The 21,959-nt window shown below is 71.3% G+C and carries 19 protein-coding genes and 2 tRNA genes; 6 read left to right on the plus strand and 15 right to left on the minus strand.

From position 1 onward, the window contains the following. Positions 1-77: 77 nt before the first annotated feature. Positions 78-989 carry a serine hydrolase gene (locus tag AB0O07_RS30860; protein WP_365639496.1) on the minus strand — a complete coding sequence of 304 codons (912 nt, stop codon included), beginning with the start codon at positions 987-989 and terminating at the stop codon, positions 78-80. 161 nt (positions 990-1,150) lie between these two features. After that, positions 1,151-2,071 (minus strand): bifunctional DNA primase/polymerase, encoded by a 921-nt coding sequence (locus tag AB0O07_RS30865; RefSeq protein ID WP_365639499.1) that lies wholly within the window; start codon positions 2,069-2,071, stop codon positions 1,151-1,153. A 392-nt stretch (positions 2,072-2,463) separates the two neighbouring features. On the opposite strand from AB0O07_RS30865, the gene AB0O07_RS30870 reads away from it, so the two are divergent. From AB0O07_RS30870 to AB0O07_RS30880, 3 genes are all read left to right on the plus strand, one after another. Further along, positions 2,464-2,778 (plus strand): hypothetical protein, encoded by a 315-nt coding sequence (locus tag AB0O07_RS30870; protein WP_365639502.1) that lies wholly within the window; start codon positions 2,464-2,466, stop codon positions 2,776-2,778. A gap of 323 nt (positions 2,779-3,101) precedes the next feature. Then, positions 3,102-3,755, plus strand: coding sequence for a SigE family RNA polymerase sigma factor (locus AB0O07_RS30875; RefSeq protein WP_365639647.1), 654 nt, complete (start codon positions 3,102-3,104; stop codon positions 3,753-3,755). A 213-nt stretch (positions 3,756-3,968) separates the two neighbouring features. After that, positions 3,969-5,651: a long-chain fatty acid--CoA ligase gene (locus tag AB0O07_RS30880; RefSeq protein ID WP_365639504.1), complete on the plus strand. Its 1,683-nt coding sequence runs from the start codon at positions 3,969-3,971 to the stop codon at positions 5,649-5,651. 13 nt (positions 5,652-5,664) lie between these two features. Here AB0O07_RS30880 and AB0O07_RS30885 read toward each other — a convergent pair whose 3' ends face one another. Then, positions 5,665-10,425, minus strand: coding sequence for a PAS domain-containing protein (locus AB0O07_RS30885; RefSeq protein ID WP_365639507.1), 4,761 nt, complete (start codon positions 10,423-10,425; stop codon positions 5,665-5,667). A 176-nt stretch (positions 10,426-10,601) separates the two neighbouring features. Then, entirely contained in the window at positions 10,602-11,036 is a 435-nt protein-coding gene (locus AB0O07_RS30890) for an SSI family serine proteinase inhibitor (protein WP_365639510.1), read from the minus strand. Between the two features lie 373 nt (positions 11,037-11,409). Between AB0O07_RS30890 and AB0O07_RS30895 the strand changes: the two genes are divergently transcribed. Together AB0O07_RS30895 and AB0O07_RS30900 are read left to right on the plus strand one after the other, a co-directional pair. Then, positions 11,410-11,500 (plus strand) — tRNA-Ser (locus tag AB0O07_RS30895). A 182-nt stretch (positions 11,501-11,682) separates the two neighbouring features. Continuing rightward, a tRNA-Arg gene (locus AB0O07_RS30900) sits at positions 11,683-11,755 on the plus strand. A gap of 91 nt (positions 11,756-11,846) precedes the next feature. On the opposite strand, the gene AB0O07_RS30905 is transcribed toward AB0O07_RS30900, so the two are convergent. The 8 genes from AB0O07_RS30905 to AB0O07_RS30940 form a co-directional block, all read right to left on the minus strand. Further along, a complete protein-coding gene (locus tag AB0O07_RS30905; RefSeq protein WP_365639512.1) occupies positions 11,847-13,133 on the minus strand; it encodes a tyrosine-type recombinase/integrase in 1,287 nt (428 codons plus the stop codon). After that, positions 13,133-13,315 (minus strand): helix-turn-helix domain-containing protein, encoded by a 183-nt coding sequence (locus AB0O07_RS30910; protein ID WP_365639515.1) that lies wholly within the window; start codon positions 13,313-13,315, stop codon positions 13,133-13,135. Before AB0O07_RS30910 ends, AB0O07_RS30905 begins: the two co-directional genes overlap by 1 nt. Further along, a complete protein-coding gene (locus tag AB0O07_RS30915) occupies positions 13,312-14,799 on the minus strand; it encodes a replication initiator (RefSeq protein WP_365639517.1) in 1,488 nt (495 codons plus the stop codon). The genes AB0O07_RS30910 and AB0O07_RS30915 overlap by 4 nt, the downstream gene beginning before the upstream one ends. Before the next feature lie 149 nt (positions 14,800-14,948). Continuing rightward, complete coding sequence (locus tag AB0O07_RS30920; RefSeq protein ID WP_365639518.1) at positions 14,949-15,674, minus strand: DUF2637 domain-containing protein; 726 nt, start codon at positions 15,672-15,674, stop codon at positions 14,949-14,951. A 52-nt stretch (positions 15,675-15,726) separates the two neighbouring features. After that, positions 15,727-15,900 carry a hypothetical protein gene (locus AB0O07_RS30925; RefSeq protein ID WP_365639520.1) on the minus strand — a complete coding sequence of 58 codons (174 nt, stop codon included), beginning with the start codon at positions 15,898-15,900 and terminating at the stop codon, positions 15,727-15,729. A 13-nt stretch (positions 15,901-15,913) separates the two neighbouring features. Continuing rightward, positions 15,914-17,338: a cell division protein FtsK gene (locus AB0O07_RS30930; RefSeq protein ID WP_365639523.1), complete on the minus strand. Its 1,425-nt coding sequence runs from the start codon at positions 17,336-17,338 to the stop codon at positions 15,914-15,916. Further along, positions 17,335-17,547 (minus strand): hypothetical protein, encoded by a 213-nt coding sequence (locus AB0O07_RS30935; RefSeq protein ID WP_365639524.1) that lies wholly within the window; start codon positions 17,545-17,547, stop codon positions 17,335-17,337. Before AB0O07_RS30935 ends, AB0O07_RS30930 begins: the two co-directional genes overlap by 4 nt. Then, positions 17,544-17,900 carry a hypothetical protein gene (locus AB0O07_RS30940; protein WP_365639526.1) on the minus strand — a complete coding sequence of 119 codons (357 nt, stop codon included), beginning with the start codon at positions 17,898-17,900 and terminating at the stop codon, positions 17,544-17,546. The genes AB0O07_RS30935 and AB0O07_RS30940 overlap by 4 nt, the downstream gene beginning before the upstream one ends. Before the next feature lie 187 nt (positions 17,901-18,087). On the opposite strand from AB0O07_RS30940, the gene AB0O07_RS30945 reads away from it, so the two are divergent. Continuing rightward, positions 18,088-18,492, plus strand: a complete 405-nt coding sequence (locus tag AB0O07_RS30945; RefSeq protein WP_365639529.1) for a GntR family transcriptional regulator — start codon at positions 18,088-18,090, stop codon at positions 18,490-18,492. 1,559 nt (positions 18,493-20,051) lie between these two features. On the opposite strand, the gene AB0O07_RS30950 is transcribed toward AB0O07_RS30945, so the two are convergent. The 3 genes from AB0O07_RS30950 to AB0O07_RS30960 form a co-directional block, all read right to left on the minus strand. Beyond that, on the minus strand, positions 20,052-20,888 hold the full coding sequence (locus AB0O07_RS30950) for a protein kinase (protein ID WP_365639531.1): 837 nt from the start codon (positions 20,886-20,888) through the stop codon (positions 20,052-20,054). Positions 20,889-20,958: 70 nt separating this feature from the next. Continuing rightward, positions 20,959-21,411: a hypothetical protein gene (locus AB0O07_RS30955; protein ID WP_093721053.1), complete on the minus strand. Its 453-nt coding sequence runs from the start codon at positions 21,409-21,411 to the stop codon at positions 20,959-20,961. 196 nt (positions 21,412-21,607) lie between these two features. Beyond that, complete coding sequence (locus AB0O07_RS30960; protein ID WP_365639533.1) at positions 21,608-21,850, minus strand: hypothetical protein; 243 nt, start codon at positions 21,848-21,850, stop codon at positions 21,608-21,610. Positions 21,851-21,959 lie beyond the last annotated feature (109 nt).

Here is a 21,959-nt window from a genome sequence, read left to right on the forward strand (position 1 = left end):
GGGCTGGTGCGGCCGTCCCCCGCGTCATGTCCGCGTGTCCCCGCGTCCTGTCCGCCGGCCGCGCGGGCCGGGGCCGGTCAGTCGCGCTGGGCGTCCGCCGGGAGCGAGCGCAGCTTCATCGTCTTCGCGGACGAGGAGCCGAAGCCGTGGTCGAGCATCTTGCCCGCGTCCTTGTAGCGGTCGGAACCGTTCAGGACGACACCCACGAGCGTCTTGCCGCCGCGCGTCGCGGCGAAGACCAGGCAGGGTCCTGCGGCGGTGCCGGTGCCGGTCTTGATGCCGATGGCGCCCTGGTAGGAGCCGAGCAGCTTGTTGGTGTTGTACCAGGTGTACGTACGTGTCCCGCCGTTGCTGGTGGGCGCGGTGCTCTTGTACGAGGTGGCCTTGACGACCGCCCGGAAAGCACCGTTCTTCATGGCGTACTGCGCGAGCTTCGCCAGGTCGCGCGGTGTCGTGTAGTTGTTTCCGCCGCCCGATATGCCGTCGAACGAGTCGAACCTGGTGTTGGTGAGCTTCAGTTCCTTGGCCTTCGCGTTCATCTTGGCGATGAACGACTTCGTACGGGCCGCGTTGGTGGAACCCGTACCGTACGTGTCCGCGAGGGCGTACGCCGCGTCGCACCCCGAGGGCAGCATCGTCCCGTACAGGAGCTGGCGGACGGTGACCTTGTCACCGGTACGGAGGTCGGCGGTGCTCGCGCCCTGCTTGGTGACGTAGTCGCGGTACGCCTGCTTGACGGTCACCTTGCGGTTGAGATCGACGTTCTTGGTGCTGAGGACCACGGCGGCCGTCATGATCTTGGTCGTGCTGGCCATCTGGCGCCGGGTGTCGGCGGCCTTGCTGTAGACGGTGGCGCTCGACGCATTGTTGAGCAGGAACGCGCCCTTGGCGGTGACGGTGGGCGCGGCGGCCGCCTGCGCGGGCGCGGCCAGGGCGACGACGGAGAGCAGGGTGCCGGCGCTGACGGCGATCACGGCGGACCTGCGCACGCGCGGGTGGCTGGTTATCAAGGAAACACTCCGGGTTCGCGAAAGGGATCCGGGAAGAAGACCCCTGGCACTGCCGTATGGATGTACGAATTCCATTCTTCATTTCGCGAACCCGGCCCGGCCGCCGGGGTCCGTCCTGCCCCGCGCTCTTGTGCGCCGCCTCAGGGGCGGGTGGTGAGGCGGGCCGCCGAGGCGATCGTGGCGCGCGCCTCGTGCTCGGGCAGGCCGGTCCGTACGGCCGCTTCGACCAGGTCGCGGGTGAGCGCGTCGCCGAAGCCGTGCTCGTACGCCCGGCAAGCGGCCCAGAACAGCCGGGTGTTGCGCTGCCCCTCGTGGGCGGCGAGCACGAACCGCACCAGCCCGTGACCGCGCGTGGGCGCCTCCTGGGCGTGACGGGGCCCGGGCGGCGGTGTGAGCAGCCGGAGCAGGGCGCGCGGGCAGGGGGCGGGCGGGCGTCCCTCCGCGCCCGCAGCGAGCCGGTAGGCGCCGCGCGCGGTGACCGAGCCGGGGCCCACGAGATAGCCGCCGGCGCCGCGCACCTCGATACCGGGCGCGAGGCGGCCCGCGGAGTTGGGCACCACGACGTTCGAAGGACCGGTCAGCCAGATGTGCCGGCCCCCGCTGGGCGTCAGCACGACCACGGTCTCCGGCAGCGTGAAGAGATGCTGGAAGGCGAGCTGCCGGAGCGCGGCCCCGGAGTCGTACGGGCCGGAGTCGTACGGGCCGGAGTCGTGCTGGCCGGAGTCGTGCTGGCCGTGGGGGTGCGGTCCCGGGGCGACGTCGAGGTCGATGCCGATCAGGTGGTGCGGCGCCCGGCCGCAGGCGATCCCGTAACCGGTGGCCCAGGGCGCGGCGGCGAAGAGCGCGCGCACCTCCGCCGGGTCGGTGGTGGCGTCGTGCACGCCGTGGCCGGGGCGCCCGCACGCGCCGTGGCAGGTGACGGGCCCGGGCTCGTCCCGGTGCGGTGAGCGCACCGCGGGGAGCTTGGTGGGGGAGAGCGGGAAGACGGGGAGCCCGCGCTCGGCGGCGGACAGGGCGTGTGCGAGGGCCAGGGTTGCGGTGTGCCGGACGGTGGTGGCCATGGCTCCATGTTCGTACAAGTGTTCGAAGAAAGGAAGGGGGAGGGCGGTTCGAGCCGTCCCCGGCGCATGCCCGGGCCCCCGATTTCGTCCCCTCCGCGACCGGTCCTGAGCGGGTGGAGAAACGCTTCACCTCTTGCGGCGCGGGGGCTCCGGCGGGCGGGCGCCGGAGCCGGTCGCGAACCGGCTTGGCGGTACGGGGCTTTGGGGGCGCATTGCGGGTTTAGCGACTTGTCATCACGCTTGCGAGGGAATCGGGTCCTCCGGGGTGGTTCCGGGGGGATTCGCTGGGCAATTCTGAGGTCGCGACGTCGCCACCACGACCGGGGGGTCGGCCAACTGCCCCGGTTCGACAAGCACTTCCCGCCGTACTTCTGGTTCCTGGAGGAAATGACATGGCAAGCTTCCGTACCGCCCGTGCCTTCGCCGCTGTCGCCGCGCTGCCCCTGGCCGCCGCGCTCTTCACCGGGGTCGCCTCGGCCGACAACGGCGCTCTCTCCAACAATGGGTCGAACGCCAGCGCGGCGTCGCTCAGCGGCAGCGGGGTGGGCGGTCACAACTTCGGCAACTCGACGACCACGCAGCAGGTGGCGACGGGGGCCGGGGCGTCCAACCAGAACAACACCGCGAGTGTGGTGGGCTCGGGCTTCACCTCGATCGACCAGTCGAACCACAACATCGCGGTGAACTTCCACGGCCTCTGGTGGTGACGCGGCCCGACGGGGGGCGTGACTGAGGGGTGAATGCTCGCTGCGCGGCGGTGCTCCGGCACCGTCGCGCAGCGGTATGTCCGGCGCCGGAGACGGGGGCGGTCGTACGGCGGGGGTACGGCCCCCAGGGGCGTCCCCTACCGTTCGCGCACGCTTCTCTCCACCTTCAGGAGGTGGAGCCCCTCCCCTCCCTACACCCTGAGGGGGAGACGCCTTCGGGACCTGGGGCCGATCCCCTGGACACGCCCCACTTCTAGCGTGGAGCCATGACCACGACTGTCTGCCCGAGCGCTTCCACAGCCGCCAAGCCGACGGCTCAGCCGATCACCCGGCCCCCTGCCCAGCCGGCCGCCAAGCCGGCCGCGCAGCGCCCGCCGTACGCCGCCCAGGCGCCGTACGCCAACCACCCGCCGTACGCCGCCCACACGCCCCACACACCCCACGCGGCGCCCCCGGCCCACGCGGCGCCCCCGGCGCACCGCCCCTACGCCTCCTTCTCGTCGTACGTACGGGCGCGGGGGCCCGTGCTGCTGCGGACCGCGCGCTCCCTGACCGCCAACCCCTCCGACGCGGAGGACCTGCTCCAGACGGCGCTCACCAAGACCTACGTCGCCTGGGACCGGATCGAGGACCACCGCGCCCTGGACGGCTATGTCCGCCGGGCCCTGGTGAACACCCGCACCTCGCAGTGGCGCAAGCGCAAGGTCGACGAGTTCGCCTGCGAGGAGCTGCCCGAGCCGTCCGGCACGCCGGAGCCCGACCCCGCCGAACGCCAGGTGCTGCACGACGCGATGTGGCGCGCGGTGCTGAGACTCCCCGACCGCCAGCGGGCCATGGTCGTCCTGAGGTACTACGAGGACCTCAGCGAGGCCCAGACCGCCGAGGTCCTCGGGGTCTCGGTCGGCACGGTCAAGAGCGCCGTCTCCCGCGCGCTCGGCAAACTCCGGGAGGACCCGGAACTCTCCCCCGGCCGCTGACCCCCACCCGCCCCTCCTTCCCCTAGGGCCGGTCCCTGAGACGCCCTCCGTCGTTTCCCCGAGTCTTCCCTGATCGTCTGGGAACCCCGGGTAAGCGGGGGTCGCACGGGTAGTGACATACCACGCGGTATGCACGCAGAATCTGTGCGGCGAGACCGCGTCGCGACGGACCGCGACGTGACCGCGATGCCACGCCCACCGGGAGGACGAGCCGTGCTGAGCACCATGCAGGACGCCCCACTGACCGTGACCCGCATCCTGGGCCACGGGATGACCATCCACGCGGCCTCGCACGTGACCACCTGGACCGGGGAGAGCGAGCCACAGCGCCGCACCTTCGCCGAGGCCGGCGGGCGCGCCGTCCAGCTCGCGGGCGCCCTCCGCGACGAGCTCGGCGTCACCGGCGACGAGCGGATCGCGACGCTCATGTGGAACAACTCCTTCCATGTGGAGGCGTACTTCGCGATCCCGGCCATGGGCGCGGTGCTGCACACGCTCAACCTCCGCCTCCCGCCCGAGCAGCTCGTCTGGATCGTCAACCACGCCGCCGACCGCGTGATCATCGCCAACGGCTCCCTCCTGCCGCTGCTCGCCCCGCTCCTCCCGCACCTGCCCACCGTCGAACACGTCGTCCTGGCGGGCCCCGGCGACCGCGCGGCGCTGGACGCCGCCGTGGCCGCGCGCACGGCGGCCGGCGCGCCCGTGCGGGTGCACGACTACGAGGAGCTGATCGCCGGCCGTCCCACCTCCTTCGGCGACTTCGCCTGGCCCGAGCTGGACGAACGGTCGGCGGCCGCGATGTGCTACACCTCCGGCACCACCGGCGATCCCAAGGGCGTCGTCTTCTCGCACCGCTCCCTCTATCTGCACTCGATGCAGGTCAACATGGCCGAGTCGATGGGGCTGACGGACCGGGACACCACCCTGGTGGTCGTGCCCCAATTCCATGTGAATGCATGGGGTCTGCCCCATGCGACCTTTATGACCGGTATCAACATGCTGATGCCCGACCGCTTTCTCCAGCCCGGGCCGCTCGCCGAGATGATCGAACGCGAGCGGCCCACCCACGCCGCCGCCGTCCCCACCATCTGGCAGGGCCTCCTGGCCGAGGTCACCGCCCGCCCGCGCGACCTGAGTTCCCTGGCCACCGTCACCATCGGCGGCTCCGCCTGCCCGCCGTCGCTGATGGAGGCGTACGACAAGCTCGGCGTACGGCTCTGCCAAGCCTGGGGCATGACGGAGACCTCCCCGCTCGGCACGATGGCCCACCCGCCCGCCGGGCTCACCGCCGAGGAGGAGTGGCCCTACCGGCTCTCCCAGGGCCGCTTCCCGGCCGGCGTGGAGGCGCGGATCGCGGCGCCCGGCGGCGGATTCCAGCCCTGGGACGGCGCCTCCGCCGGTGAACTGGAGGTACGCGGCCCCTGGATCGCGGCGGCCTACTACGGGGGCGCGGACGGCCAACCGCTCCGGCCGGAGGACAAGTTCAGCCCGGACGGCTGGCTGCGCACCGGCGATGTCGGGTTCATCGGCCCCGACGGCTATCTCACGCTCACCGACCGCGTGAAGGACGTCATCAAATCGGGCGGCGAGTGGATCTCCAGCCTGGAGCTGGAGAACGGGCTGATGGCGCACCCGGATGTGGCGGAGGCCGCGGTCGTCGCCGTACCGGACGAGAGGTGGGGCGAGCGGCCGCTCGCGACGGTCGTCCTCAAGGAGGGCGCGAGCGTCGGCTACCCGGAACTGCGCGAGTTCCTCGCGGCGAGAGTGGCGAAGTGGCAGTTGCCGGAGCGGTGGGCGCTGGTGGAGGAGGTGCCGAAGACGAGCGTCGGGAAGTTCGACAAGAAGGTGATCCGCAAGCGGTACGCGGACGGCGAACTGGAGGTGACGAAGCTGTAGCGGGTGGCTCCGGTCAGTTGGTGCCGATCTTGGCGAGGAGGTCGACGATGCGGTCCTGGACCTCGGTACTCGTGGAGCGCTCCGCGAGGAAGAGGACGGTCTCGCCGGAGGCGAGCCGGGGCAGCTCCGCCTGGTTGATACCGGCCGAGGTGTATATGACCAGCGGGGTCCGGTTCAACTGGCCGTTCGCGCGCAGCCAGTCGATGATGCCGGCACGCCGCCGCCGTACCTGCATCAGGTCCATGACCACCAGGTTCGGCCGCATCTGGGCGGCGAGGTTGACGGCGTCGTTGTCGTTGGCGGCCCGCGCCACCTGGAGGCCGCGCCGCTCCAGCGTCTCCGTCAGGGCCAGCGCGATCTCCTCGTGCTCCTCGATCACCAGGACGCGCGAGGGGTGCTGCTCGCTGTCGCGCGGGGCGAGGGCCTTGAGGAGGACGGCCGGGTCGGCGCCGTACGCGGCCTCCCGGGTCGCCTGGCCGAGACCCGCCGTCACCAGGACGGGCACCTCGGCGGCGACGGCGGCCTGGCGCAGCGACTGGAGGGCGGTACGGGTGATGGGGCCGGTCAGCGGGTCGACGAAGAGGGCGGCGGGGAAGGCGGCGATCTGGGCGGCGACCTCCTCGCGGGAGTGCACGACGACCGGCCGGTAGCCACGGTCGCTCAGCGCCTGCTGCGTCTGCACGTCGGGCGCGGGCCAGACCAGCAGCCGGCGCGGGTTGTCCAGCGGCTCCGGGGGGAGTTCGTCGTCGACGGGCTGCGGCTGCGGGCGGTTGGTCACCTCGACCGCGCCGCCGGGGCCGTCCAGCGGCTCGGGGCCCTCGGCGCCCTCGTCGGGCGCGCCGATCGCGTACGAGCGCCCCGCCGCCGGGGCGGCCGGGAGGCGCAGGCCGCCGCCCTGGGTGGCGCCGGCGGGGACCTGGCCGGTGGCGAGGCGCCCCATGGTCTGGTGCTGGGGCTGCTGCCCGGGGTGACGCGGGGGCTGCGGTTGCGGCTGGGGCTGCCGGGGTTGCTGGGGGAGCTGGGGCGCGGCGCCGGTGGCGGTCAGGTCCGGGTGCTCGGTGCCGGTGGGCGGGGTGCCGAGCTTGCGGCGGCGCCCGGAGGGCGGGGACGCGGCCGGCTGCCCGGGCTGGGGCTGCTGGGGCTGCTGCTGTCCCTGCTGGGGGAGTTGCTGGGCGAACGGCACGCCCTGGCCGAGCGTGCGCACATTGAAGGCGCGCCCCTGGGTGGAGTCCGCCGGCAGGGCGGGCGCCTGTGCCATCGGCGCCTCCTCGGGCAGCGGCTGCGCGGGCGGCAGCGGCTGGTGCGCACCGCGCCGGGGGTGCGGTACGGAGGACTCGGCCGACGGCTCCGAAGCGGCGACGGAGGCAGCGGGCGCGGGCGCCGCCTGCGCGGGAACCTGCGCCGGGACGGGCACGGGGGCCTGAGGCGGTACGGGCTGGGGCGCCGGGGCGGCGGGGGCAGGCGGCTGGGCCTGCGCCGGGGGCTCGGCGGGGGCGGACTCGTCGGGCCACCCCGGCGGAGGCGCCATGAACCCGAAGCCGGAGGTCGTCTCCCCCCCCTGCCCGTTGGTCGCCCCGGCCTGCCGGCCCGTGTTCTGGCGCGGGAACGCGCTGACGGGGGCGGCGGGTACGGGGCTGCCCCAGCCGTCGGGGTCCGGGGCGGCGGCCGACTCGGCGGCGGGCGCGGGAGCGGGGGCCGGGATGGGCCCGGGGACCGGCCCCGGGACGGGTCCCGGCTGGGCCCGGCGCCGGGCCGTCGCGGGGAGGGGGTGCGGCTGCGGCGGGGTGTGGTCCTCGTCCGGCGCCGTCCGTACGGCGTCGTGCTGCCCCGGGGCGCCCCCGCCCCGGACCGGTCCGGCCACGCCCCCGGGCACCTCGCTCATGGGCGGGGGCATCCGGCGGTCGGCGTCGGCGGGGGGCAGCGCGAAGGCGTCACGGGCGTCGTTCCCGGCCTCGCCCGGCGGCGGTACGCGCCGGTCCTGCGCGGGCGCGAGCGCCCGGCGCGCCCGGCGCCCCGGGTTCTGCTGGGCCGCCACCGGCTGCGCGGACGCGGCGGGCCCCCCGGCCCCCGCCGCGCCCAACGGGACGGGGGCGACCGGAGCGACCGGAGAGGCGGGTGCGACACGGGAGGAAGGAGCGACAGGAGAGGCCGGAGCGGCAGGCAGGACAGGAGGGGCCACGGGGGCCGCCGCAGTGGGAGCAGGAGCAGGAGCAGGAGCAGGAGTAGGAGTCGGAGCAGGAACAGCCGCAGCCGCCGGAACGGGCGCGGGAGGCACCGGTGCGGGCGCGGGCGCCTGAGCGGGGCCCGTCGGCCCGGAGGGGAGCGCGGGAAGCGCCCTCTGCGGCCCGCTGTGGCGCGCGCGCCGCCCCGTGCCCGGCTCGACGGGCACGCCCTGCGGCGGTACCGCCTGCCCGAGCGCCGGCAGCCCGGTCGGACGCGCCCCCTCGGAGGCCGTGACGACCGCGCCCTCGGAGGGCACGCCACCGGGCGGCGCTACGGCGTTCCCGGCACCCGGCGGTACGTCCTCGGCCGGGCTGGGCCGCCCGCGCCTCCGCCCCGTACCCCCACCGCCCGTACCACCGGCTCCACCCGTACCGCCGACTCCGTCGGTCCCACCGTCACCACCGGCACCACCGACCCCACCGGGTTCACCAGGAGCACCAACACCCCCGGCAACGTCTCCCCCAGGGGCGGCAGCGCCCGCAGGTCCCGCCTCAATGGCCCGAGCACGCCGCCGCCCCGTAGGCGCCGGAGCAGGCGCGGGCGCGAGCGCGTGCCCGGAAGCAGCCGCGGAAGCAGCCGCGGCCGCGGGCCCGGAAGCAGCCGCACGCGCGCCCTCCGCCTGCTGCTGCTCCGCCTGTTGCCGCTGCTCCGCCGCTCCGCCCGTCTCCTCCACGGGGGACTCCAGGAACGCGTCGGTCGTGGCCCGCCGGGCCCGCCGCCGCCCCCCGCCCGAGGTCACAGGACCCTGCTCCGGGGCCGACCCCGCCCCCGATCCCGCTCCGGCCCCCGGACCCTGCTCCAACTGCGGCGCGGCCGCCGGGGACGGCACCGCGCCCGAGCCCTCGCCGAGCGGCAGCTCCAGCACGTACGCGCTGCCGTTCGTCCCCGGCACCTCGTGTGTCTGGAGCACCCCGCCGTGCGCCCGGACGATCCCGCGCACGATCGGCTCGTGCACCGGGTCGCCCCCCGCGAAAGGACCGCGCACCTCGATCCGTACGACATCCCCGCGCTGCGCGGCGGCCACCACGATCGTCGAGTCGACGTACCCGCCGCCGTTCGCGACCGCCTTCGTACGTCCCGTGGAGTCGACCCCGGCCACGTCGGCGACCAGATGCGCGAGCGCCGTCGCCAGCCGTACGCCGTCCACCTCGGCCTCGATCGGCGGCGCGTGCACCGCGAACTGCGCCCGGCCGGGCCCGATCAGCTCCACCGCGCCCTCGACCCCGGCCGCCACCACCCCGTCGAGCAGGGTCTTCGCCCGGGTGAGCTGCTCCGCACCGGCGTCGAGGCGCTGGTAGCCGAGGACGTTGTCGACCAGCGTCGTCATCCGGGCGTACCCGGCGGCGAGATGGTGCAGGATCTGGTTGGCCTCGGGCCAGAGGTGTCCGGCCGGGTCGGCGGCGAGGGTGGTCAGCTCGCCGCGCAGCTCCTCCAGCGGCCCGCGCAGCGCCTCGCCGAGCACGGCGGTGAGCTGCGTATGCCGGCCCGCGACATCCCCGTACCGCTCCGTCAGCTCCTCGATCTCGGCCGCGTACCGGTCGCTGCGGTCGGCCAGCTCCGCCGCGTGCCGCTCCTCGGCGGCGGTGAGTTCGGCGGTGAGCCGGTCGGTCGTCCCGGTCACCTCGGCGGTACGCCGCTCCTCGCTCTCGGTCACCTCGGCGACGCGGCGCTCCTCGCTCTCCGCCACCTCGGCGGCGCGGCGCTCCTCGGCGGCGGCGAGCTCGGCGGCGTGCTGCTCGGTGAGTTCGTCGTACGGGCGCCGGTCGGTGAAGGTCATCACGGCGCCGACGAGCTGATCGCCGTCGCGCACCGGGGCCGTCGTCAGGTCGACCGGCACCTTCTTGCCGCCCTTGGCCCAGAGCACCTGCCCGCGCACCCGGTGCTTGCGGCCGGAGCGCAGGGTGTCGGCGAGCGGCGACTCCTCGTACGGGAACGGTTCGCCGTCCGCGCGGGAGTGCAGGATCAGCGGGTGGAGCTCCTGGCCGCCGAGGTCGCTGGCGCGGTGGCCGAGGATCTGCGCGGCGGCCGGGTTGACGAGGACGACCCGCCCTTCGGTGTCCGTACCGACGACGCCTTCGGAGGCGGCCCGCAGGATCATCTCGGTCTGCCGCTGCGAGCGCGCCAGCTCGGCCTCGGTGTCCATGGTCCCCGACAGGTCCCGTACGACGAGCATCAGCAGCTCGTCGCCGGTGTAGCTGTGCGAGTCGTTGTACGCGTCCCGGCCGTCCTCCAGGCTCGCGCTGGTCACCTCGGCGGGGAACGAGCCGGCGTCCGTACGCCGCGCCATCATCCGGGTGGGCTTCGTACGGCCGCGGGCGTCGGCGGAGGCCGGGCGGCGCATCGAGCCGGGGATCAACTTCGAATCGAACTCGGGCAGCAGGTCGAGCAGCCCCCGGCCGACGAGCGCGGTGCCCGGGGCCTCGAACATCTCCAGGGCGATGGTGTTGGCGTTGACGATGGTGCCGTTGGCGTTGACGAGCACCAGACCGTCGGGGAGTGCGTCGAGTATCGCCGCGAGGCGAGCAGCGCCTCGGGATGGCCTGCTGCTCACGACGACGCTTCCTCCCTGAACCACTGCACCTTGCGGACGGCCGGACCCATCTTGCCTCTCGGCTCCCGGCCTGTCACTGATGGGAGTCTAAGGGCTGGGAGCCCCCCGGCGGCGGCGATGAGTGCTACCTCTCCCCGCTTCCCCCTTCCCGCCCCTCCCCACCCCACCCCTTCTCCCTACCCGGCGGCGTGCGGCAGCACAGGCTCCAGAGTCCGCCAGCGGGAGATCTCACATCCGTTCTTCCGGTCGAAGGCGGCGTCGACGGACCGCCCCTGCCAGGTCCCGCGCACCCGGGCGGTGGCGGGGCCGCCGTACTGGAGGGTGCACAGGGTGTCCCGGCCGACCGGCGCGAAGGGATCCCGCGCCCCGGCGGCGAGCTCCGCCAGCCGGTCACAGGCGGCACGCGCCTGCTGATGCGTCCCGCCGACGGGCCGGCAGGTCAGCCGGTACGTACCGTCCGCCCCCGCGACCCCGGAGTCGGCCACGGTGACGCTGAGCTGATCACCCGGCGCTTCCTGGTGCTCCTGAGGCCATACCTCCTCCCCAAGAGGCAGGGGTACGGGCGCGAGCGGGGCCGCGGTGGCAGGCGCACCGACCAGAACGGCAGCCACGGCGGCCCCGGCCAGCCCCAGACGCAGAGGCGGACGCAGACGCGGACGCGGACGAAGGCACGGGCGGCGCGGACTCCGAGACGACATGAGACTCCTGACAACGGCCCGGAACCCCCGGGCACCCGAGCGGCCGTACACCCGGCCACCCCCGGGACCCGACGCCCCGGCCCCCTGCCTAACGCGCCCGAGCCCGTACCGTTGCGCCCACTCTGTCCTCGGCCATGCCCCCCGCTCTGTCCCCCGCTCTGTCCTCCGCTATGTCCTTTGCCCGGCACCCCGCCCGCCTAGTACCGTGAGGAGCGATTGGTGGCAGCCCACCTGGCTGTGTCATCATCGGCTCGCAACGTTTCGCGCCCGCGCGACACGGAGCGCTGGAGGCGTCGCCTAGTCCGGTCTATGGCGCCGCACTGCTAATGCGGTTTGGGTCTTAAAGCCCATCGAGGGTTCAAATCCCTCCGCCTCCGCCCACCCGCCGAAGCCCCGCCCTCTCCCAGGCCGGGGCTTCGGCGCTTCCTGCCCCCTTCCCCGCTCCGACCGCTGTTTACGCAGCTCAGAAGGGGTGCGGCCAATGGATTTCACCTGACGCCGCAGGTCATGTAATGTTGTTCCCGCAACGCCGACCAGGCAGAAAAGCCCGGAACGCCAAGCACTCGTAGCTTAACGGATAGAGCATCTGACTACGGATCAGAAGGTTGCAGGTTCGAATCCTGCCGAGTGCACAGCACGTCAGAGGCCCTGTGGAGTGATCCACAGGGCCTCTGCTTTATGCCTTGACGGCAGTGTTTGACGGCAACCGGATTCGGAGGCCGATCAGACGGCTACCGGGACACCGGCCGCGCCGTCATCGTCGTCCGGATCGTTGCCGTCACCCCTCAGCGCGTCGCCGACGCGATCGAAGGCGGAGCGCTGGGAGTCGAGCCGGACGAAGGTGTAGATGTCCATGGTCACGCGGATCGAGCTGTGGCCGAGGACTTCCATGATCATGCGAGCGTCGGCGCCCTGTTCATGGAGGAGCGAGGCGCAGGTGTGGCGTAGGTCATGAAAGCGGACCTTGCGGACGCCGGCGCGGACGCTCAGCACCTCGAAGGAGCGGTTCAGGTTGCGCGGCTCGATGGGGGTCCCGTTCTTGGTGGTGAAGACGAGGCCATGACCCGTGCCCTTCCAGTTGTCCCCCGCACCCTTCCGGTCGGCGATCTGCTGGGCACGCTGGGCGCGGAGCGCCGTGACGCACTCGGCGGGCAGGGCCACGCGACGGGCCGAGCGCTGAGTCTTCGGCGCGACGATCAGCAGCTCACCGCCGACGCGCTGTAGGGCCTGCCGAACGGTGAGGACGCCTTCGTGAAGGTCCACGTCCGACCAGCGCAGTCCCAGCAGCTCACCGCGCCGGAGGCCGATGCGGACCGCCAGTTCGTACGCGGCCCACAGCCTGTTGTCCCTGGCCGCCGTCAGGAGCTGACGCCCCTCCTTTGCGGTGAGCGGCTCGATCTCGCGCTTGGTTCCCATGCTCAGCTCCACGTTCCGGGCCACGTTGCGGGGCAACTCGTCTTCGCGTACGGCGTGCTGGAGAGCGGCGCGCAGGATCACCAGCAGGAAGCGCACGGTCCGGTCAGACGGGAGTTTCTTGCAGCACTTCCGGAGGGCGCAGCAGCGCCGCTTGTGCTCCGGCCGCTTCCTGTCCTTGCCCTGCGCGCAGCACTGGCAGGTGACCGCCGTCTTCGCGAGGAAGGCGCGGATATCGCGGGCGGTGAGCCGGACCAGCTTCTTCTTGCCGAACTCCGTGGTGACGTAGTTGCGGACGAGGGATTCGTAGTTGACGTAGGTCGTCCTGCGGACCTTGCCCTTGGCGACATTCGTCAGCCAGTACGCCAGGTACTCGGCGATCGTCATCTTGCTGGTGGCGACCGGGAGGCCGTTGAGGGAGTCGGCCTTGAGCTTGGTCAGCTTCTCGTGAGCCTCGTCCCAGGTCTTGCCGTAGACGCTGCGCCGCTTGTACGTGCCGTCGGTCGTCAGGACGTATGCGCTACCCTCCCAACGGCCGTCCTTGCGCTCGTAGATGGTGCCCTCGTTGTTCGGGTTCTTCTTCGGCTTGGCGGCCATCAGGCGGCTTCCTGTTCGGTCTGGAGGGATATGTAGGCGTGCACGGCGGATTCGCTGATACGGCGGCAGCGGCCGATCTTGAAGGAGACGAGTTCGCGAGAGCGGATCAGGTCGTGGACCTTCCAGCGGCTGATGCCGAGACGCTCGGCGACCTGGTCCACGGTGAGCACGGCGGTCGTCATGCGGGCACCAACCCTTCGTGCTTGAGGCGTGCGGTGTGGGCTATGTCGTGGCGGACCTGAGCGGCGAGAAGTTCCTCACCGGGGCGGTAGCCACTGCTGAGGTAGCTCCAGGAGGAGGCGGTGACGAGGGTGGTGTTCTCGTCGGTGGTGGGGAGGCCGGCGCGGGCGCGGGCGGCTTCGGCCTGGGCGAGGCGCCAGGCGCGGCGTACGTCGCGGAGTGCGCTGAGGGTGGTGGAGTAGGCGCGGGACTTGGTGGAGAAGTGGCCGCGGAAGCCGAGCATGTGAGCCCACTTCCAGAGCTTGAGTTCGGCGAATTCCGGCAGGTGGCCCAGAGCCCAGGCGGTGCGGATCATCTGCCGCACGTGCTGCTGGATGGGCAGGGCCGCGATGGGTTCGGCCTGTCCGGTGCCGTCGCAGTCGGTGCACCGGTCGTGGAAGCCGTCCGGGCCGCGTACGTAGCCGCGTCCAGTGCATGGGCGGCACATGAGGGTGCGGTCTACGGTGCCGGTGCCTTCGGCGTTCTTGGTGGCGTACTTGGCGACGTATCCGGCGACCTTGGCGTCTGTGTACTCGGCAACGCGGGCGTCGGTGAGTTCGCCGTCGCCCAGGGCGGTGATGGGGTCGACCTTGAACCGGCGGCCCCAGGCGATGACGCGTTCGCCGATGGCGTCGGACTCGACGGTGAGGCGGGCGCGCTCGACGGCCAGGCCCACAGCAGTGCTCAGGGCGTCGAAGGTGGCCCAGGGCGGGGGCTCGGCGGTGTGGCCGTCGGGTCCGTCGAAGCGGATGACGGCGTGGAAGTGGACCAGGCCGCGTTTCTGGTACTCGGCGACCTTGGCGAAGGAGACGCGCAGGGCGCCGTTGAGGGCCTTCTGCGTCATGTCGAGGTGCTCGGCCAGGGCGCGGCGGAGGTAGGTGGTGAAGCGTGCCCAGAGCTGTCCGGCGTGGGCGTTCCAGAGCACGGCGCCGGTGTAGTCGTACGAGGCCGGGTCGAGTGGGGTGCCCAACGCCGGGTCGTCCTCGGCGTGGTGGGCGCCGCAGCCGCAGGAGCGGGCCTTGCCCGCGTGGTCGGTCTTGCGGTTGTGGACGGGGCCGAAGGAGGGGGCGGTGAGGGTGACGAAGGCACGGGGGTGGTCGCGGACGGTTTCGGCGACGTTCTTGCCGCCGGACAGTCCGGCCTTGATGAGGTGGTAGGTGTCGGCGGCGTAGACGTGGGAGCAGGCGGGGCAGCGGGAGGAGCGGCGGTTGCCGCAGGTGGTCAGCAGGCGTCCGGAGGGTTCGTCTTCGGAGCGGTAGGAGCGGACTACTTCCTTGGTGGCTTGGTCGGTGGTGACCGTCCAGCCGTGGAGGTTGACGGGGCTGGTGCAGCCGCGCAGGTCGCGAACCTGTTCGCTGACGCGGTCGAAGTCGTGGGTGTTGGCCAGTTCGATCAGGTCCCGCAGGCTGGGGCTGATCACGTGGCGCAGGTCGAGGGGGCGGCGCATGGGTGGCGGGGTCTCCGTTCTGGCGTGAGGGTGGGGGCCTGCGGGCAGCAGCGATCAGCGCTCGGGCTGCTGCCCGCAGGCAGGGCAGGTCGGACCCAGGGGCGGGCAAGGGTGGGTGGTGCCGGAAGGCCGGCGGGGAGAGCGCGGCTTTACAGAGCGGCGTGGAGGGCCGTGGCCATAGGTAGGCCGATGCCCAGCCGCATCTTGAGCTGGGCCGGAGTAATCGTTTCTCCGTGCTCGGCCTGGTGCGATGCCGCGATGGACCGTGCTTCGGTCAGCAGCGGTTCAGGGACCTTGGTCGCAGGCGCCGCCGGAGCCGAGGCAGGAACGGTGAGCGGAATGACCCGGGCCGGGGTCAGGGTCGGCGTGACGGACGGGGCAGCCGCCGTGACATGCGCGGGCTCGGCTGGGGCAGGGGCGGGCTCTTGGGCCGCCTCCGTCTCGGTCGCGGGCTCTGCTTCGACTGCCGAAGTGGCGACCGTGTGGAACGAGCGGAGGAGCTGCGGGCCGACCGCTCCCCAGCCCAGTAGGAGCAGGGGTGCTACGGCGTCGATGGCGGCGCGGCCGTAGTGTCCGGCGACGACGGGTTCGGCGATGTTGAGGGCCAGGGTCAGCAGGCCGGAGACGTGCATCAGCCGGGTGGCCGCCTTCATCTGCTCGGGCTGGACTCCGCGCAGGGAGAGGTAGCGCAGGGCCACCAGGAGCCCGACCACGGACAGGTCGACCATGGGGGCGATCAGGGGTGCGATGGGGGCGGGGACGCCCAGGCGCAGGGCCAGGGCCCAGACGTTGCCGAAGGAGAAGACGAACGCCAGGAGGGCGATGATGCCCATGACCACGGTCACGGTGCGTTGGGTGATCCGGTCCTCACTCATAGGGGGTTCACCTCCTTTCGCGGTGTCGGCGGGGAAGCTGGGTAGGGGTGGGTCAGGGCTTCGGGGCGAGGCCGGCCATGTGGGCCGCGCTCGGGCCGAGGTAGGTCTCCAAAACCCGGCGTTCGTGGCTGTTGGCGACGCGGTACGCGGCGATGCCGATCCGGCCGGCGCGGTCGAGGTCCCCGACGGCGATCGCCTTGTGCATGTGGCGGATGTAGATCCTCATGACGCGGCGCATGTCAGGCCGCCATGGACGGGGGCTCGGAGTCGTCCTTGCTGAGGTCCACGACATCCTGTCCGGTCAGGTCCTCCAGAATTCGGGCCGGGTGGCGCATCAGATCGCAGGATTCGGCGGCGACGCGGGCGGCGTCCTCGTCGGCGACGTAGGGGGTACGGATGCGGACGAAGCCGGGGCGGCCGTGCTGGGACATGACCGCGACACCGACGTACGCAGGGTCTTGGAGGTTGACCGGGCTCGCGTCGGGCCACTCCCGGATGTCGTCGCCGAGGGCGGCCACGGCGGCATCCGCGGTCTTCTGCGCGAAGGACAGGCCGACCGGGCACACGTCGCGGATGAAGGTGGGGATGGCGTCCCCGGTGGTCTTCTGCGTGGTGAGCAGGGTCAGGAAGCCGACCGAGCGTCCCTTCTTGACCAGGTCCTCCACGAGGCGGGCGTTCTCCGCCGCGAGCGCGGCCAGCCGCTTGGTGACCGGGTCGGAGCCCTTGTGGTCACGGAAGTAGGTGTGGGCCTCGTCGATGACAACGACGACCAGCGGCCAGTCAGCCGAGGGGCCCACGTGCCACATGTTCTTCACACTCAGCACCTTGCGGATGCTTGCGGAGCGGGCGCGGCGCAGCTCCACCAACTCCTTGAACAGCTTGTTCGCCTCCTCCAGATCGTCACCGCAGAACGCGAACGCCCGATACACGAGGTCGGCGTAGTCGCCCTCGTAGGCGTGGGAGACCTTCCCGTCGAAGAAGGCGAACTGGATGGCCGGCGAGGGCGCCCAGTCACACACCAGCCGGTTCACGCACGAGGTCTTCCCGAAGCCAGGCAGGCCGCCTACCGCCGCTCCGGGCACTTCCTTGAGCGGGACGAAGACCGGCATGCCGTACTCGTCGACCCCCAGGTCCCACCGCGCGTACTCCTTGGGCGGGCGGCCGGTAGGCATGTGAACCGTCGGCGTGATCAGCGGGTCCACGCGCACCCCGCGCAACATGACCTGTCCGGGCCTGTCCCCCGGCAGGGCGGAGACACGGGTCATGCGCCAGGCGTCCGCCAGGTAGGGAGCGGCCTTCTGGAACTCCGCCAGACCGACGCCCGGCAGGCAGTTCGCCCGCGCGATCACCCCGAACGCGTCGTGCGTGACCTTCAGCGCGGGGACCAGAACGCGGGGCTTGATGGGCTTGCCGTCCGTGTTCGTCAGCGACGCCATGGCGGTCGGCATCTTGTCCGTGGCGCACAGGTTCAGCATCTGCGCGAGCCGCTTCCAGGTCCGCCGGACCCGAACGGCCTGCCTGATGGACTGGCGCGTCATCGCGTCGGCACGCAGGTAGCGCACCACCCACCACACCGACCAGCCCACCAGCACGGCCAGCGCCACGCCGACGACCAGGGGGCCGTAGCCGAAGGCCCCTTCCATCGTGTCGTTGAGATCCTTCATGTCCCGTTCTCCTGAGGGTTGTAGAGGAAGGCCACCAGGGCCGATTTGAGAGCCGTCCGGTCATCCGGGGCGGTAAGGCGAGGGAAGCCGTAGCCGACGAGTACGGCCGCCACCGAGTTCACGAGAGGTTCGGTGAGCAGGGCCTCCGGCCCGGCGTGAGGCAAGGGGTAGTTGCGCTCGACGCCGGACCGGAAAGGGGTGCCGCTCACGCCGCTTCAGCGGCCGTAGCGGGGGTGAGGAGGTCGATGCGGTCGGCGCGGTAGGCGATGCCGTCCGACAGCGAGCCGTTGAAGATCCGGGCCCACGGGGTGGCGAACAGCTCCACCGGCATCACCGGCAGACCCGGCTTGAGGCCGTTGGGAAGACCGGTCTCCGGAACGGTGATCTTCAGGGCCTCGGCGCGGTCCTCCTCCATGAAGAAGAGGGTGATGGTCATCAGCTTCGCGCCGGTCTCACGGTCGGTCGCGAACTGGGTCTTCTCTGCGTCCGAGTACTTCGGCACCGGCAGGGTGCCGACCATGAACGACGCGGAGGGGAGCAGGCCAACGCGGATACGAGCCATGGGTGTTACGTCCTTTCGGTAGGTGCTCCGCCGGGTGGCGGGGCGTGATCAACAGTGCACTACGTGAGCGAGGTGCGTCAAGCGCTTAGCGCACATCGCACCTAGGGTGGGCTAGCTCTGTGGTGATTTCGGGGGGTGCATCAGGGTCTTACTGCGCGAGGTGGGCTAGGCCCGCTACCCTCGGGATATGAAGTTGCCCAAGGATTCCGACACTCCGCCGTATCGCCTGGTCGCCGAGGAGCTGCGGCGGCAGATCCGTTCTGGGCGCCTCAAGCCGGGCGAGCGGGTCCCTTCGTCACGCGACCTCGAAGCGACCTACGAAATCGCGAACATGACCGCGCGGTCCGCCCTACGCATACTGCGCGATGAGGGGCTGATCTACTCCATGCCGGGTCGGGGCAACTTTGTCGCCGATCCCCTGCCCTCAGAGGCCGACGCGAAGGCCGGCACTCCCGAGGCGGCAAGCGGCGGGCGAATGCCCACACCCGAATACATCGAGCTGTCCGAGCGGCTGGATGCCATAAACGCCAGACTCGACAGCTTGTTGCAGGTCTTTCAGCAACTCGGCGGAGCTACCGGGCCGAAGAAGTAGCGGGAGCCTTCTCGGCGATTCGACGCGCTATCTCTTCCAACCGCATCACCTTGTCCTCCACCTCCTTGAGTCGCGCCGCAATACGTGCTGCCTCGTGCTCGGTCATGGCCACCCGTTCGTTGCTGTGCCGTTGTTGCGTACTGCGTTCAGCCAACCGCCGAGGGCTTGTCCGAAGGGTTGCCCAGCGGCCATTCGCCCCCGGATCAGGGCTTGCCCGTGCCGTCCGGCAAGCCGTCACCGCAGCTGTTGAGACAGGTCTATCTGCCAGGCCGGACACGGACGAGGCATGCGGCACCGCGCTCCCGTCAGGCGGGCAGAACTGGTCCGGCGCCTTCGTTCGCGTCCCGCTGGGCGGGAAACCGCGGTTCCGTGCGTGCATGCCACTCGTCCTTCCAGTCGTCGGCCGGGAGCATCAATAGTCCGGAGAATCGCCGGTTTGGGTAACCGGCACTTCCGTGCTACACCCCGCGGCTCGGTCCATCGGGGATCGTCTATAGGGGTGTCGAAATCCGCATCGGTGTGACCCCCGTTTCTGTGATCCGTGCCACTTCTCCATCTCGGGTCGGACTCTCTCGCTCGCTTGCTACAGGTGTCGAGCACCCCTACTCGTGTGACACCCCCTTTCGTGACCTGGGTCACTCGCCAGAACTGCCCCTGTACGCACAGAAGGGGAGCGGGAGGGGCGCCCATGTGACGGCACTCCTGATCACGAATCCATAACGGCAATCGCTGGGCGTTGCTGCGTTGGCTTCGAGAACTATGTGGCCCCCAGCCTGTGGATAAATTCCGCCGATGGTCGGGACGAACCCTCATGAATACCTCAACATGGGTTCATATGGCGTCAGAGCAGCGGAACGGATGGGGGCGGGGCCAGCGCATGGACGTGTGACCGGCCACGGGCCCAGCGCAGCGGAGCTGTTCAGAGTTTCTTTACTGGATCAAGGCGGCCCGCCTACGGCGGGCCGCGCGCGCTGGCGGCCAGGGGCCGCCGCCGCTCCTTGTCTCCGCCACCGCTCCGGCGGCCCCCACCCGCTCAGCGCGCAGCCGTGCCAAGGCGGACGACCAGAGCAGGAAGAAACTCGACCACTCTGAGCACCAGGACCAGGCCGACGCCGACCAAGCGTGACCACGCCACCAACCGCCCACCGCTTGCCACCGTATGGCCCACAGAGCCGCAGCCCGAGCCCAGAGGACGGGCCGCGTCGGCAACGTCCAGGTCCGAGCGCGGTGCGGCCCGTGACGATGGAAGAAGCGTGGCTGAGGACGGCACGGGGTTGCTGGAAACACACGTGACGGGTGCTCAGTCGGCACACCCGCCGTCGTGGCTGACTTTCGCTGGCTCAGCTCAGGACCCTCTCCAACTCGACATCGCGAAGCCGGGGTTGCGGCCGCACCCACGTTCGAGCACGCCAACCGCCCCGGTACCATCGGCACCGGGGTCCTGATCAGGGCTTCCGCGACCGGACCACCCGGAATGCTGTCCAGGCTGAGGGGTGGTCCGGTCTTTGAGTTGTCGGCCGTAGCCGTGCGAGCAGCGCCGACGAACCGGCGCTTCGGAATCAGCTCAGAGCCTTGCCCACCTCGTAGATGGTGGGTCGGTCTCCTGGCGCGTGGCTGAGCATGGCGTCGATCAACTCGCCCAGCTCACCGGGCGCCTTCACGAGCCGGCGCCGACCGTCCGCCACGGCCTCTCGCTGCACCGAGCGGGGAGCGTCGTCCGGGTACTCCATCGCCCGCCAACCGGTAGCGGAGATCAGCAGGGAGGCGCCGAGCGCGTACACGTCGGCTTCCTGCGTCGGCTCGGCTTCTCCCGTGTCGAGCACGCTGCGGGCGATCTCCGGTGCCTCGTAGTGGACGAGGCAGCCGCGGAACGGGAAGTCGTACCCCTCTGGCACGTTGCCGCCCTGGGCAAGGGCGAGGTCGATGAGGTGGGTTCGTTCCGGGCCGATGATGAAGTGTGCGGGCTGTACGTCACCATGCGCCCAGCCCTTGGCGTGCAGTTCGGCAAGCGCCTCGACGCAGCCCAACGCCACGCTGGTGTGCGGTGCGATGGACGAGTCCGGCCTACGGCAGGGCTCCCAGAGCTGGTACAGGTCCGGCCCTTCGTGCCACGGCTGGAAGTTCCAGGTACCGCGTTCCCACTCGCCGTACGCGAGGTCGACCAGGCCGAGGCGCAGCAGAACGGCCCCTTCACGTGCGGGCGCGAGGGCGGTCCAGGGTTGGGCGGCCCATTCGGCCGTAGCCTCGATCGGGTAGCCGACTTTCACGGCGTAGTGGCCGCGATGGCTTTCTACCTCCCACACCGTGGAGCCCCGGCGGTCCAGGACCAGGCGCTGGGACGTGGGCATGAGCGCGTCGAGCACCACGATCGGCAGTTCAGGGGGTGACCCGGGCAACGTCTGTTCTCCTTCCGGGCGAACGCGGCCGACCACGAGTCGAGGTCGGCCGCGTCGCTGCTGTCGTGTCCTACTCCTGGTAGTCCTGACCGTACGGACGGCCGCAGTCCGAGTCGCACTGCGCGAGGTTCGTGCCGTCCACGGTCCACAGGTCGTCGAAGACCTTGAACCCGGCCGCCTTCATGGCGCGCGCCGCGGTGATGACCATCAGCAGGTCGCGGGGCCCGCCGCCCGGCTTCGGGTTGTGGTGCAGGAAGCGGCCCGCGTACCGCTCGCACAGCCTCGCGTACTCCTTCGTGTGCAGGATGAGGGCGTGCAGGCCGAGGTCCACGTCATCGGACGGGACCATGGGGACGTTGGCCGTGGCTGCGGTGACCAGGAAGGCGACCGCCTGGTCCGCGATCCGCGCGGCGCGCTCGGGCGACTGCCCGTTGTGGACGACCACGAAGTGGGCGAGGCTCTCGAACAGCTCCTCACCAGCCACCGCGCGACCGGTCTTCAGATCGTTCACTGTTGCCGTCATGCGAGTACTCCTTGTGTGTGGCGGTGCGTGGGTTGGATGGCCGGCCCCGAACGGGGAAGGGGGAGCCGGGGAGTTGGCACCCGTCCGGGGCGGCCCGTCTACTGGCCCATGGCGAGAGCCATGCCGATCACCAGGCCGCACGAGCCGCTGACCATGATCACGAACAGGACTCCTGCGTACCGGCCGACAGCGCGGATCACAGCCCGTCCCGACTGTTGCCGTTCTTGATGGCCAGGCGCGCGCTCAGTTCTTCTCGTGGACTCGGCGCCACCACGTTGTTCGGCATGGCATCCCATTCCGTGCCGCCGCAGATCGGTCTTATCTGCACTCGACCGCCGACCGCACCCATGACGACGCCGATCCGGTCTCGGGCGCTGTCCTTCGCCAGTTCACCGATGCCTGGTCTGGTCTGCTGGTTGCTCGCCATGAAGAGGAGCATCGCGATCCGGGGACCCTTGCCAAAAGGTCAGGATGATTACCCAACTTGGGTAATATCGCGGCAAGTAGAGAACCAGCGACGTTGCGTAGCCCTCGCAGTGTGGGAGCTT

This window comes from Streptomyces sp. NPDC093085 (assembly GCF_040683935.1).
In the GTDB taxonomy this organism is placed as follows: domain Bacteria; phylum Actinomycetota; class Actinomycetes; order Streptomycetales; family Streptomycetaceae; genus Streptomyces.

What these genes read in the sequence shown, in the direction of transcription:
- AB0O07_RS30865 (WP_365639499.1), bottom strand. Translation starts at nt 2,071, where the DNA reads ATGGCCACCACCGTCCGGCACACCGCAACCCTGGCCCTCGCACACGCC.
- AB0O07_RS30930 (WP_365639523.1), bottom strand. Translation starts at nt 17,338, where the DNA reads ATGAAGGATCTCAACGACACGATGGAAGGGGCCTTCGGCTACGGCCCC.
- AB0O07_RS30960 (WP_365639533.1), bottom strand. Translation starts at nt 21,850, where the DNA reads ATGCTCCTCTTCATGGCGAGCAACCAGCAGACCAGACCAGGCATCGGT.
- AB0O07_RS30925 (WP_365639520.1), bottom strand. Translation starts at nt 15,900, where the DNA reads ATGAGGATCTACATCCGCCACATGCACAAGGCGATCGCCGTCGGGGAC.
- AB0O07_RS30870 (WP_365639502.1), top strand. Translation starts at nt 2,464, where the DNA reads ATGGCAAGCTTCCGTACCGCCCGTGCCTTCGCCGCTGTCGCCGCGCTG.
- AB0O07_RS30955 (WP_093721053.1), bottom strand. Translation starts at nt 21,411, where the DNA reads ATGACGGCAACAGTGAACGATCTGAAGACCGGTCGCGCGGTGGCTGGT.
- AB0O07_RS30910 (WP_365639515.1), bottom strand. Translation starts at nt 13,315, where the DNA reads ATGACGACCGCCGTGCTCACCGTGGACCAGGTCGCCGAGCGTCTCGGC.
- AB0O07_RS30945 (WP_365639529.1), top strand. Translation starts at nt 18,088, where the DNA reads ATGAAGTTGCCCAAGGATTCCGACACTCCGCCGTATCGCCTGGTCGCC.
- AB0O07_RS30920 (WP_365639518.1), bottom strand. Translation starts at nt 15,674, where the DNA reads ATGAGTGAGGACCGGATCACCCAACGCACCGTGACCGTGGTCATGGGC.
- AB0O07_RS30915 (WP_365639517.1), bottom strand. Translation starts at nt 14,799, where the DNA reads ATGCGCCGCCCCCTCGACCTGCGCCACGTGATCAGCCCCAGCCTGCGG.
- AB0O07_RS30905 (WP_365639512.1), bottom strand. Translation starts at nt 13,133, where the DNA reads ATGGCCGCCAAGCCGAAGAAGAACCCGAACAACGAGGGCACCATCTAC.
- AB0O07_RS30940 (WP_365639526.1), bottom strand. Translation starts at nt 17,900, where the DNA reads ATGGCTCGTATCCGCGTTGGCCTGCTCCCCTCCGCGTCGTTCATGGTC.